At 68.2% G+C, this 13,199-nt stretch carries 8 protein-coding genes; 7 read left to right on the top strand and 1 reads right to left on the bottom strand.

All coding sequences use genetic code 11. The features are described from left to right. The first annotated feature begins 92 nt into the window (after positions 1 to 92). The 5 genes from KM176_RS13940 to yghX all read left to right on the top strand — a co-directional run bounded on the left by KM176_RS13940 (position 93) and on the right by yghX (position 6,461). Positions 93 to 578 (top strand): GbsR/MarR family transcriptional regulator, encoded by a 486-nt coding sequence (locus KM176_RS13940; protein WP_202397796.1) that lies wholly within the window; start codon positions 93 to 95, stop codon positions 576 to 578. A gap of 23 nt (positions 579 to 601) precedes the next feature. Beyond that, entirely contained in the window at positions 602 to 1,828 is a 1,227-nt protein-coding gene (locus KM176_RS13935; RefSeq protein WP_160893980.1) for an efflux RND transporter periplasmic adaptor subunit, read from the top strand. A gap of 4 nt (positions 1,829 to 1,832) precedes the next feature. Then, complete coding sequence (locus tag KM176_RS13930) at positions 1,833 to 4,979, top strand: efflux RND transporter permease subunit (RefSeq protein ID WP_160893982.1); 3,147 nt, start codon at positions 1,833 to 1,835, stop codon at positions 4,977 to 4,979. A gap of 81 nt (positions 4,980 to 5,060) precedes the next feature. Then, complete coding sequence (locus KM176_RS13925) at positions 5,061 to 5,363, top strand: hypothetical protein (protein ID WP_160893983.1); 303 nt, start codon at positions 5,061 to 5,063, stop codon at positions 5,361 to 5,363. 180 nt (positions 5,364 to 5,543) lie between these two features. Beyond that, the gene (gene yghX / locus KM176_RS13920; RefSeq protein ID WP_202397797.1) at positions 5,544 to 6,461 is read left to right on the top strand and encodes a YghX family hydrolase; all 918 of its coding nucleotides are present in this window, start codon (positions 5,544 to 5,546) and stop codon (positions 6,459 to 6,461) included. A gap of 119 nt (positions 6,462 to 6,580) precedes the next feature. On the opposite strand, the gene KM176_RS13915 is transcribed toward yghX, so the two are convergent. Then, entirely contained in the window at positions 6,581 to 8,932 is a 2,352-nt protein-coding gene (locus KM176_RS13915; protein WP_160893987.1) for a Tex family protein, read from the bottom strand. 132 nt (positions 8,933 to 9,064) lie between these two features. On the opposite strand from KM176_RS13915, the gene KM176_RS13910 reads away from it, so the two are divergent. After that, positions 9,065 to 9,562: a GNAT family N-acetyltransferase gene (locus KM176_RS13910; protein WP_160893989.1), complete on the top strand. Its 498-nt coding sequence runs from the start codon at positions 9,065 to 9,067 to the stop codon at positions 9,560 to 9,562. Positions 9,563 to 9,723: 161 nt separating this feature from the next. Further along, positions 9,724 to 13,137 (top strand): transglutaminase family protein, encoded by a 3,414-nt coding sequence (locus tag KM176_RS13905; protein WP_160893991.1) that lies wholly within the window; start codon positions 9,724 to 9,726, stop codon positions 13,135 to 13,137. Positions 13,138 to 13,199: the final 62 nt, after the last annotated feature.

Genomic DNA, 13,199 nt, shown 5'->3' with positions numbered 1-13,199 from the left:
CATCTCCGGACCGCGATTTCCTGTCGGATTTGTCGCATTCGGTCCGTTCAGTGCCAATTGAACCAATGGAACGCCTCTGCCAGTGTCCCCCCATGACAACCGACGCCGCCACCGATTTCATCGAACTCATGGGCCTTGTCATGCAGGAACAGGGCAAGCCCCGCATTGCCGGCCAGGTCTTCGGCTACCTGCTGCTGGAGGGGGCGCCGCGCACGCTGGGGCAGATCTCCGGGGCGCTCGGGGTCTCGAAGGGCTCGGTCTCGACCAACACGCGGCTGCTGGCGGCGCAGGGGATGCTGGAACGGGTGTCGCCGGTGGGCGGGCGCCATGATCTTTACGAACTGGCGGCACATCCAAACGCCCCGGTCCTGCGTACCCTTGCCGGGCGCTTCCGACGCAACGCCGCCCGGATCGAGGCGCTCTCGGCCCGGTTCGCGCCGGGGCAGGGCGCGGCGCGGGGGCGGGTGCTGGAGCTGGCCGCCTTCTACCGCAGTTCGGCGCATTACATCGACAACGCACGGGCCGTGCCGGGCAGAGAGGACGGCCTGCCGGCTGCCCCCGACCCGGACCACCCCTGAGACCGTACCCGACCGGAGACGACATGGCTGACGGAACCAGCAGACCCGAGAAACCCGACTGGGCGCTCAGCGGACGCGAGCGCGCCGATCAGGCGCGTGCCGCGCGCGGGCTGAAGCCGCGCCGCCGCCGCTGGCCCTGGGTGGTGCTGGGGCTGGTGGTGCTGGGGGGCGGCGCGCTCTGGCTGCGCCAGGACCGCACGCCCGCGCCCGGGGCCGCCACCGGCACCGACAGCCCTCAGATCACCCTTCAGATGCTGCCCTCGGAACTGGCAAAGGTGCAGCCCGCCGAGCTGCGCGACACGGTGAAGGTCACCGGATCGCTGGCGCCGGAAACCCAGGCGCATCTTTCGGCCGAGGTGTCGGGGCGGCTGGCAAGCGTGGCGGTGCGTGCCGGTGACAGGGTGCAGGCCGGTCAGCTTCTGGCGCAGATCGACACCGAGACGCTGGAGAACACCCTGGACCAGCAGCGCGCCAATGCCGAGGCGACCCGCGCCCAGCTGCGCCTGGCCCAGACCCAGCTGGAGCGCACCCGCAGCATGGTCAAGCGCGGCGTCGTCGCCACCAGCGAGCTGGACAGCGATCAGGCCAGCGTCGATCAGCTGGCCGCCAGCCTGAAGGCGCTGGAGGCCCAGGTGGAAAGTGCCGAGGAGTCCATTGCCAAGGCCCGCATTGCCGCGCCCTTCAGCGGCATGATCTCGGAGCGGGATGTCGATCCGGGGGCCTATGTCGCCACCGGAACGGAGCTGTTCTCGATCGTCGATCTGACCCGGATGGAGTTCGAGGCCGATGTGCCGGTGCGCTATGCCCCGGGCATCCATGCCGGCCAGCGGGTCGAGCTGACGGTCGAGGGGCTGGGCGATGCCGCCTTCACCGGGGTGGTGGACCGGGTGAACCCGGTGGCCGCCTCCGGCACGCGGATGCTGCCGGTCTATGTCGGCCTCGACAATCCCGACACCCAGCTGCGCGGCGGCATGTTCGCCTCGGGCCTGCTGGTGATGGAGACCAAGGCCGATGCCCTGGGCGTGCCGAGCGAGGCAATCCGCCAGGACCCGGAGGGGACCTATGTGCTGAAGGTCGTCGACGGCGTGGCGACGCGCCAGGCGGTGCAGACGGCCCGGACCTGGGAGGGCGGGCGCGTCACCGAAGTCTCCTCCGGGCTGGCCGCCGGCGACATCATTGTCGCCCAGCCGCTGGAAGGGCTGCGCGCCGGGGCCGCGATCCACGTGATCGCAGAGCCGCAGACGGAGTGATCCCATGATCCTGACGCGCATTTCCGTCAGCCAGCCGGTCTTTGCGACCATGATGATGCTGGCGATGCTGGTGGTGGGCCTGTTCTCCTACACCCGCCTGCCGGTCGAGCAGCTGCCCAATGTCGATTTTCCCATCGTCGCCGTCGTCACCTCCTATCCCGGCGCCACCCCTGAGGCGGTGGAAAGCGACATCATCAAGCCCATCGAGGAGGCGGTTTCGACCCTCTCGGGGCTCGACACGATCGAGAGCACGGCGCAGACCAGCTCTTCCATCGTGCTGCTGACCTTCCAGCTCGAGGTCGACAGCGCCTCCGCCGCCCAGGACGTGCGCGAGAAGGTCGACCAGATCGCCGGCGACTTCCCGGATGCCGCCGAGGCGCCGCAGATCCTGCGCTTCGACCCGAACGAGCTGCCGATCCTGTCGATCGGCATCAGCTCTTCCACCGTCGGGGTCGGGGATCTGACCCAGATGGCCGAGGACGACATCGCGACCCGGCTGGCCAATATCGACGGGGTGGGGCGGGCCTCGGTCGTCGGTGGGCGCCCGCGCGAGGTGCAGGTGGATGTGGATCCGGATCGCCAGGCGGCCCTTGGCATCGGCGTGACCGAGGTGACCGCGGCGCTGGCGTCCGACACCATCGACCTGCCGGCGGGATCGGTCAGCGATGGCGGGGCCGAGCAATCGGTGCAGGTGCAGGGCCGCATCCGCGCGTTGCAGGATTTCGGTGACGTGATCATCGCCAAGCGCGGCGGCGTGCCGGTGCGGCTGGCGGACGTGGCCTGGATCGACACCGGGCTGGCCGAACCCGAAAGCCTGGCGATGCTGGACGGCAAGCGGGCGCTGGCCATCGACGTGGTGAAGACGCAGGGCGCCAACACCGTGGGCGTGGCCGAGGACGTGCGCAAGGAACTGGCCAAGATGCGCGGCGAGGCCGCGTTTGACGGCGTCGACCTGAAGATCCTGCGCGACAATGCCAAGCCGGTGGAGGACAGCTTCCATTCCGTGCGCTCCATGCTGGTCGAGGGGGCGGCGCTGGCCACCGTCATCGTCTTCCTGTTCCTGAACTCCTGGCGCTCCACGGTGATCACCGGGCTGACGCTGCCGATCTCGGTCATCGGGACCATGGCGGCGATCTACTTCCTGGGCTTCACGCTGAACATGATGACCATGATGGCGCTGTCGCTGTCGGTGGGCCTGCTGATCGACGATGCCATCGTGGTGCGCGAAAACATCATGCGCCACCTGCACATGGGCAAGGACCACCACACCGCCGCGCTGGAGGGCACCAACGAGATCGGCCTGGCGGTTCTGGCCACCACCCTGTCGATCTGCGCGGTCTTCCTGCCGGTGGCCTTCATGGACGGCATCATCGGGCGCTTCTTCCTGCAATTCGGCATCACCGTGTCGGTCGCGGTGCTGATCTCTCTCTTCGTCAGTTTCACGCTGGACCCGATGATGTCCTCGGTCTGGTACGATCCGACGGCGGTGCCGGGGGCGAAACGGGGCCGGGTGGGCCGCGCCATCGGCCAGTTCGACCGCGCCTTCGAGGGGTTGGGCCGGCTTTACACCCGGCTGCTGCGGGTCTGCCTGCGCTGGCGCAAGACCACGCTGCTGGCCGCGCTTGGCGCCTTCGTGGCCGGCATCCTGACCTTCCCGCTGGTGGGCACCGAATTCGTGCCCCCCGCCGACAACTCAGAGATCCAGGTGGAGCTGACCACGCCGGTCGGATCGACCCTGGACCGCACCGCCGAGAAGATCGCCCAGGTCGATGCGGTGCTGCGCGCCTTCCCCGAGGTGACGGCCACCTATGCGACGGTGAATTCGGGCACCCAGAGCTCTCCCAACGTGGCGACGGTCTATGCGCTGATGAGCGATCCGAAGGAGCGCACCCGCACCCCCGAGGAGATGACCGGCCCGGTGCGCAACGCGCTGAAATCGGTGCCCGGCGCCAAGTACAAGGTCGCCGCCGACCCGGGCATCGGTGGCATTGCCGCCCCGGTGCAGGTGAAGATCTACGGTGAGAACCTGGACATGCTGGGCCGGCTGGCCGATCAGCTGGCCGCCAGTATGCGCTCCATCCCGGGGCTGGTGGATGTGGGCACCACGCTGGATGATCCCCAGCCGACGCTGGCGGTGCGCATCGACCGGGACGCGGCGTCGGACCTGGGCGTCTCCATGACGCAGGTCAGCAATGCGCTGAACCCGATGCTGGAAGGATCGAGCGTTGCCGACTGGACCGATCCGGAGGGCAATTCCATCGACGTGACGGTGCGGCTGCCGAAACGCTTCCGCGATGATCCGACGGCGCTTGGCAGCCTGCCGATCGTCGCCAATTCCGATGGCTCGGGCACGGTGCGGCTGGACCAGATCGCCCAGATCACCGCCGTCGAAGGCCCCGGAGAGATCACCCGCATCGACCGCCAGCGCGCGGTGACGGTGGAGGCCAACCTCGACGGGCGCAAGTCCGGCGACGTGACGCCCGAGGTGAAGAAGAAGATCGCCGCCCTGGCGCTGCCGCCGGGCTACACCGCCTCGATGGGCGGGGATGCCGAGGACATTGCCGAGACCTCGGCCACCGCCGGCACCGCGCTGCTGCTGGCGCTGATCTTCATCTACATGGTGCTGGCCTCGCAGTTCGGCAGCTTCCTGCAACCCTTTGCCATCATGTCCTCGCTGCCGCTGGCGCTGGTGGGGGTGATGCTGGGGCTGCTGGTGGGGGGCTCGACCATGAACATGTTCTCGGCCATCGGGTTCATCATGCTGATGGGGCTGGTGGTGAAGAACGCCATCCTGCTGGTCGACAACGCCAACCAGCATGTGCGGGCGGGGATGCACCTGTTCGACGCCCTCGTCGAGGCCGGCCATACCCGGTTCCGGCCCATCGTGATGACCACGCTGGCGATGATCTTCGGGATGCTGCCGCTGGCGCTGAACATCCACGGCGGCTCGGGGCAGAACGCGCCGATGGCCCATGCGGTGATCGGCGGGCTGATCTCTTCCTCGGTGCTGACGCTGGTCGTGGTGCCGGTGCTGCTGACCTATATCGACCGTCTGGGCGCAAGGGTGGCGCGACTGTTCCCGCGCGCGCCCGAGGCCAGAGCCGATGGGGGAGGGCACCGGGCTTCGCCGGATCTGTCGAAATCGCGATAATCGGATCCGGGGGATTGGCCGGGAGGAAAGAAGCCGTTAACATAACCTCTGCAAGCTTGGGGAGAAGCTTGGAGGGAAGAGATGGCTTTCGACAGCAACAAGTTCACGGTCCCGGATCGTGAACAGTCCCGGCATGGCATCATGCAGGACGGCACGGAGCCCCTGGCTGCGGCGCGCGGCTTCGGTCTGGCAATCGCGGGCGGCGGCCTGGGTCTGGTGATCGCGGTCAGCACCGGGATGGCCGGAGGCGGGCTGCTGGGCGGGATTCTGGCCTATGTGGTGGCGACACCGGTCTGCGTGCTGGGCCTCGGGATTCTGTCCCTGCGCCGCCGTGCCAGCCTGGTGCCGGCACGGGTGGCCCGCAGGGATCACGCGGCACGCTGACCGCCGCGCGCTGACGGCCGTCATGGCCGCCCAACGGGTTTACGGACCCCCGGATTTGTAATGCCGGGGGCTGGTTTTCGTCGGTCCCAAGGGGGCGACGCGCGGGGGACCGGCGGAGGGGCGCCCTCCGGGGCCTCCCGGGAAAGGGAGGCTTGACCCAGGGGCATTCGGCGGCAGCTAATGGGACATCATCCCAGACAGGAGCCTGCCGTGACCCGACTGACCTCTGCCGATTTTCACCCGAAACTGCTGCATCTCTACGACCAGTATGCCCATGGGATGATTTCTAAGCGGGCCTTCCTGGAGAAGGCCGGGGGTTTTGCCGTGGGCGGCCTGTCCGCTGCCGCGATCTACGAGGCGATGAAGCCCGATTACGCCCTGGCGCAGCAGGTGTCCTTCACCGATCCCGATATCCATCCGGAATACATCACCTATCCCTCGCCTCGGGGGCATGGAGAGGTGCGCGGCTACCTGGTGCGTCCGACCGGGGTCTCGGGGGCGCTGCCCGCCGTCGTGGTGGTGCATGAGAATCGCGGCCTGAACCCCTATATCGAGGATGTCGCGCGCCGGGTCGCCAAGGCCGGCTTCATCGCGCTGGCGCCCGACGGGCTGACGCCGCTGGGCGGCTATCCGGGCAATGACGACGAGGGGCGCGCAATGCAGTCCCAGCTGGACCAGGGCAAGCTGCTGGAGGATTTCCTGGCCGCGGTGCGCTACCTGCAGGGCAGCGACATGACCACCGGCAAGGTGGGAATCACCGGGTTCTGCTATGGCGGCGGGGTGGCCAATGCGGCGGCGGTGGCCTTCCCCGATCTGGGCGCGGCCGTGCCCTTCTACGGGCGCCAGCCCAAAGCGGAGGACGTGGCGCGGATCGAGGCGCCGCTGCTGATCCATTACGGCGGGCTGGACGAGCGCATCAATGCGGGATGGCCCGCCTACAAGGCGGCGCTGGAGGCGGCGGGCAAGACCTACGAGGCCCATGTCTACGAGGGCGCCAACCACGGGTTCCACAACGATTCCACCCCGCGCTACGATCCCGAACAGGCGGATCTGGCCTGGTCGCGGACGCTGGAGTGGTTCGGGACCTACCTGGCGTGACGGGATAGCGGGCGGAAGCGGGGCGAGGAGGGGGCGCTGCCCCCGTCCGCCTGCGGCGGACTCCCCCGAGGTATTTTGAACAAGAAAATGGGGGCGGCTCTGGGGCCGCCCCCTTCGCGTCACTTCTTGCGCATCGCGTTCAGCAGGGCCGCGCCGAGGGCGCCCGGGGCATCGGATTTCGGGCCGGCGCTGTGCTGGGGCTTGCAGCCGCGCGGTTTCGGACCCGGGCCGGGGCGTCGCGGCTGGGCGTCGCGGGAGGTGCGCTCCTGTTTGGCGGAGGCGCCGCCGTCCTTGCGCATGGTGAGCCCGATGCGCTTGCGCGGCACGTCGACCTCGGTCACCGTGACCTTGACCACGTCGCCGGCCTTGACGACCTCGTGCGGGTCCTTGACGAAACGGTCGGCAAGCTGGCTCACGTGGACGAGGCCGTCCTGGTGCACGCCGATGTCGACGAAGGCGCCGAAGGCCGCGACATTGGTGACCGTGCCCTCGAGGACCATGCCGGGTTTCAGGTCGGTGATCTGGTCGACGCCTTCGGCGAAGGTCGCGGTCTTGAAGGTCGGGCGGGGGTCACGGCCGGGTTTCTCCAGCTCCGAGAGGATGTCGCGCACGGTGGGCAGGCCGAAGGTGTCATCGACGAACTGTTCCGCACGCAGGCCCTTCAGCGCCTCGGGGCGGCCCATGATGTCGCGCAGGTCGCGGCCGCAGGCGGTCACGATCTTGCGGGCGACGCCATAGGCCTCGGGGTGGACCGAGGAGGCATCGAGCGGCTCGGCCCCGTCGCGGATGCGCAGGAAGCCCGCGCATTGCTCGAACGCCCTAGGCCCGAGGCGCGAGACCTTCAGCAGCTCCTTGCGGGAGGTGAAGGCGCCGTTCGTCTCGCGATGCGCGACGACGGCTTCGGCGAGCGAGGCGCCGAGGCCCGAGACATGGGCCAGCAGAGGCGCCGAGGCGGTGTTGAGATCGACGCCCACGGCGTTCACCGCATCTTCGACCACCGCTTCCAGGGATTTGCTCAGCCGGTGCTGGTCGACATCGTGCTGGTACTGGCCGACGCCGATGCTTTTCGGTTCGATCTTCACCAGTTCCGCCAGCGGATCCTGCAGGCGCCGCGCGATCGACACCGCGCCGCGCAGGCTGACGTCGAGGCCGGGGAATTCCTTGGCCGCCAGTTCCGAGGCCGAGTAGACCGAGGCGCCGGCCTCGCTGACCACCACCTTCTGGGGTTTCTTCACGTGGTCGGGGATCATCTTCAGCGTATCGGCGACCAGTTTCTCGGTCTCGCGGGAGGCGGTGCCGTTGCCGATGGCGATCAGTTCGACCCCGTGTTTCGCGATCAGCGCCAGGATGCCCTGCTGGGCGCCGCGCACGTCGTTCTTGGGCTGGAACGGGTAGAGCGTGTCGGTTGCCAGCAGCTTGCCGGTGGCATCGACCACGGCGGCCTTGACGCCGGTGCGGATGCCCGGATCAAGGCCCAGCGTCGCCTTGGTGCCGGCAGGGGCGGCCAGCAGCAGGTCCTTGAGGTTGCGGGCAAAGACGGTGATCGCTTCTTCATGGGCGCGGGTGCGCATGTCCGACATCAGGTCCAGCGTCATCGACAGCGACAGTTTCACCCGCCAGGTCCAGCCGGCAACCTTGCGCAGCCATTGATCGCCGGGGCCGTTGCCCGAGGCATGAAGCTGGGCCGAGATCATCTCCACGGGGCGCTCGGCGGCGTCTTCGGGGGGCGTGACCTCGACCGTCAGGATGCCCTCGTTGGCGGCGCGCAGCATGGCAAGGGCGCGGTGGCTGGGGACTTTGGACCAGTTTTCCGCATGGGCGAAATAGTCCGAGAACTTGGCGCCTTCCTGTTCCTTGCCGGGCACGACCTTGGCGCTCAGCACGGCCTCGCGCTGCATCCAGCCGCGCAGGCGGCCCAGCAGGTCGGCATCTTCGGCCATGCGTTCGGTCAGGATGTCACGCGCCCCGTCCAGCGCCGCCTTCACGTCGGCGACCTCTGCGTTCAGGTAGGTCTGCGCCAGCGCCTCGGGATCCTTGCCGTGATCGCCCAGGATCGCCTCGGCCAGCGGCTCAAGGCCCCGTTCGCGGGCGATCATCGCCTTGGTGCGGCGCTTGGGCTTGTAGGGCAGGTAGATGTCCTCAAGCTGGGCCTTGGTATCGGCCTGGGCGATGGAACGGGCCAGCGCGTCGGTCATCTTGTCCTGAGAGTCGATGCTTTTGACGATGGCGGCGCGGCGGTCTTCCAGTTCGCGCAGGTAGGACAGCCGGTCGGCCAGGGTGCGCAGCTGGGTGTCGTCCAGGCCCCCCGTCACTTCCTTGCGGTAGCGGGCCACGAAGGGGACGGTTGCGCCCTCGTCCAGAAGGCCCACGGCGGCGGTGACCTGCTGGGGGCGGGCGCCGATCTCCTCCGCGATTCGAGAGGCGATGCGGGCGGCGGTTGCGGGGGCGGTCTTGTCCAACGGGTCCTCCATGGCTCGGGTGTATCGTTCTAGCCAGCGGGGGCGTGGCCGCCAAGCCTCTTCCCCGGCATCGGCGCGTCAAGGCCGGTTCCCCGGGGCCTGCGCCCCATGCAAGAATGGGCCGATACGGGAGGGAGGGGCGCGATGCGGATCAGGGACGAGGGGCCAGGGGATCACAAGGCCATTGCGGAGGTGACGCGGGCGGCCTTCGCCCGGGCGCGCCACAGCAATGGACAGGAGGCCGCGATCATCGAGCGGCTGCGCGCCAGCGGGGCGCTGCTGCTGTCACTGGTGGTCGAGGAAGAGGGGCAGATCGTCGCCCATGCTGCCTTTTCCGCGGTGCGGATCGGCGGGCGGGATCTGGGCTGGGTCGGGCTGGGCCCGATCTCGGTCACGCCTGCGCGCCAGGGGCAGGGGATCGGGCGGACGCTGCTGCGCGAGGGGCTGCACCGGCTGCGGCTGATGGGGCTGCGGGGCTGCGTGGTGCTGGGCGATCCGCTGTATTACGCGCGGTTCGGCTTTGCCCGCTCCGAGGGGCTGAGCCTGGCCGGCGTCCCGCCCGAGGCCTTCATGCAGCTGCGCTTTTCCGGCCCCGCGCCATCGGGGGCGGTGACCTATGCGGCGGCTTTCGACCCGGCGTGACGGCCCCCCGCCTGCGGCCCCCATGTCACGTTGCGGAAGTGATCAGCCATCGGGCAGAACGGGCGCAGTTGACTTTGCGTGAGCGATCCGCCTCCACATTCGTTTGAAGGCGGGGGAGAACCGTGGAAGGTTAACCTCAGGGGCAACAAGCGGAAAAGCTCATGGCGATCAAGGCGGCGATTCATCACGTAACCCATTACAAATACGACCGTCCGGTCACGCTGGGGCCACAGATCATTCGGCTGCGCCCCGCGCCCCATTCCCGGACTCCGGTCATTTCCCACAGCCTGAAGGTCACGCCCGAGAAGCATTTCGTGAACCTTCAGCAGGACCCCTACGGCAACTGGCAGACGCGCTTCGTCTTCCCCGAGCCGGTGCGCGAGTTCAAGATCGAGGTCGATGTCGTGGCCGACATGTCGGTCTACAACCCCTTCGACTTCTTCGTGGAGGAAGTGGCCGAGACCTGGCCCTTCACCTATCCCGAGGAGATCCAGGAAGACCTGTCGATCTACATGACCCCCGAGGAAATGGGGCCGGAGCTGAAGGCCTTCATGGCGACGCTCGACAAGAGCAAGCAGAACACCGTCGACATGCTGGTGGCGCTGAACGCGCGGCTGTCGAACGACATCGAATACACCATCCGCATGGAGCCCGGCGTGCAGACGCCGGAAGAGACCTTCGAGGCGGGCAAGGGCTCGTGCCGCGACACCTCGTGGCTGCTGGTGCAGATCCTGCGCAACATGGGCCTCGCGGCGCGTTTCGTGTCGGGCTACCTGATCCAGCTGAAGCCCGACCTGAAATCCCTCGACGGGCCTTCGGGCACCGAGGTCGATTTCACCGACCTGCATGCCTGGTGCGAGGTCTATCTGCCCGGCGCCGGCTGGATCGGCTTTGACCCGACTTCGGGGCTTCTGACCGGGGAAAGCCACATCCCCCTGGCCGCGACGCCGCATTACCGCAATGCCGCGCCGATCTCGGGTGGCTATTCGGCGGACGAGGGGCTGGAGGTCGAGTTCGATTTCGACATGACGGTGACGCGGGTTGCGGAAACCCCGCGCATCACCAAGCCCTTCTCGGATGAATCCTGGGAGGCGCTGGATGCCCTTGGCGCCAAGGTCGACGAGGCGATTGCCGCCGCCGACATGCGCCTGACCATGGGGGGCGAACCCACCTTCGTCTCGATCGACGATTTCGAAAGCGCCGAGTGGAACACCGCCGCCGTCGGCCCTATGAAGCGCGGCCTGGCCGACAAGCTGATCCGCCGCCTGCGCGAGCGTTTCGCGCCCGGCGGCTTCCTGCATTACGGCCAGGGCAAGTGGTACCCGGGCGAGACCCTGCCGCGCTGGACTTTCTCGCTTTACTGGCGGCGCGACGGCAAGCCGATCTGGCACGAGGGATCGCTGATTGCCGATGAATCGAAGACCGCCGATGTGGGCCCCGAGGATGCCGAGAAGCTGCTGAAGGCCATGGCCAAGGGGCTGAACCTGGATGCGGACTGCGTGACCCCCGCCTTCGAGGATCCCGCCGAATGGATCCTGAAGGAAGCCCAGCTGCCCGACAACGTGACCCCGGCCAATTCCAAGCTGGAGGACGCCGAGGCCCGCCACCGCATCGCCAAGGTCTTTGATCGCGGCCTGACCAAGCCTTCGGGCTACATCCTGCCGGTGCAGCGCTGGCAGGGGCGGTCCTCTTCCGGGCGCTGGCAGACGGAACTGTGGCGCTTCCGCCGGGGTTTCCTGTATCTGGTCCCGGGCGACAGCCCGGTCGGCTACCGGATGCCGCTGTCGTCGCTGCCCTACCTGTCGCCGGCGGTCTATCCCTATATCCACCCCGCCGATCCGACGATCCCGCGCGGCGACCTGCCAAGCTTCGAACGGCGCATCCGCAAGGGCGAACACCCCTCCGGCGCGCAGGCCGCCGCGATGGAGATGGCGGCGGTGAAGGGCAAGGCGACGCCCGCCGCCGACAGCGACCAGCCCCGCGCCAGCTTCCGCGAGGATGGCCGCACCCAGGACATGCAGCTGCAGCAATACGTGGGCGAATCCATCGGCGGCCATGTCCGCACGGCGCTGGCGGTGGAGCCCCGCGACGGGCGACTCTGCGTCTTCATGCCCCCGGTGCAGACCATCGAGGATTACCTCGAACTGCTCTCCATCGCCGAGCACGCCGCCGAAGAGGTGGGCCTGCCGGTGCATATCGAAGGTTACGCCCCGCCCAGTGATCCGCGCATCAACGTGATCCGCGTCGCCCCCGATCCCGGCGTGATCGAGGTCAACATCCAGCCCGCCTCGGACTGGGAGGAGTGCAAGAAGATCACCTCGGGCGTTTACGAGGATGCCCGCAACGTCCGCCTGGGCGCCGACAAGTTCATGATCGACGGCAAGCATGTGGGCACCGGTGGGGGCAACCACGTCGTGGTGGGGGGCGCCTCGACCAACGACAGCCCCTTCCTGCGCCGGCCCGACCTGCTGAAATCGCTGGTGCTGCACTGGCAGCGCCACCCGTCGATGAGCTACCTTTTCTCGGGCCTCTTCATCGGGCCGACCTCCCAGGCGCCCCGGGTGGACGAAGGGCGGGCCGACAACCTCTATGAGCTTGAGATCGCGCTGGCGCAGATCCCGGCACCGGGGCAGGGCATCCAGCCGCTTCCCTGGCTGACCGACCGGCTGCTGCGCAACCTGCTGGTGGACGTGACCGGCAATACCCACCGTTCCGAGATCTGCATCGACAAGCTCTATTCCCCCGACGGTCCCACCGGGCGTCTGGGGCTGGTCGAATTCCGTGGCTTCGAGATGCCGCCGGATTACCGCATGTCGCTGGCCCAGCAGCTGCTGATCCGCGCCCTGCTGGTGCGCTACTGGAACAGCCCGATCGGCGGCGATTTCACCCGCTGGGGCACCACGCTGCATGATCGCTTCATGCTGCCGCATTTCCTGTGGCAGGACTTCATGGATGTGCTGGGCGACCTGCGCCGCCACGGCTTCGATTTCCGTCCCGAATGGTACGAGGCCCAGTCCGAGTTCCGCTTCCCCTTCTGCGGCGAGGCGGAATACGACGGCGTGCATCTTGAGCTGCGCCAGGCGCTGGAACCCTGGCACGTTCTGGGCGAGACCGGCGCCATCGGCGGCACGGTGCGCTATACCGACAGCTCGACCGAGCGGGTGCAGGTGAAGCTGAGCGCGCTGGATCCGAACCGATATGCCGTCTGCTGCAACGGACGCCGGGTGCCGATGACGGCCTCGGGCACCTCGGGGGAAATGGTCGGCGGGATCCGCTACAAGGCCTGGCAGCCGCCCGAGGCGATGCACCCGGTGGTGCCGGTGCACACGCCGCTGACGCTGGATATCTTCGACACCTGGTCGGGGCGTGCCATCGGCGGCTGTACCTATCACGTCGCCCACCCGGGCGGGCGCAACTACGAAACCTTCCCGGTCAATGCCAACGAGGCCGAGGCGCGCCGCCTCGCCCGCTTCGAGGCCCGCGGCCACACGCCGGGATTGTACCTGCCGCCGCAGGAAATCCGGCACGGGGAATTCCCGCTGACCCTTGACCTCCGGCGTCCTGCTGGCATCTAGGAGGCGGGCCGGGGATTTCCCCGGCCCCTTCATTTCCCGGGGGAGGGCCACATGGCAGCACA

The organism is Pseudooceanicola endophyticus (assembly GCF_018760365.1).
GTDB lineage: Bacteria > Pseudomonadota > Alphaproteobacteria > Rhodobacterales > Rhodobacteraceae > Pseudooceanicola > Pseudooceanicola endophyticus.
The sequence above is the reverse complement of the archived record's forward strand: the minus strand, read 5'-3'. Positions and strand labels throughout refer to the sequence as shown.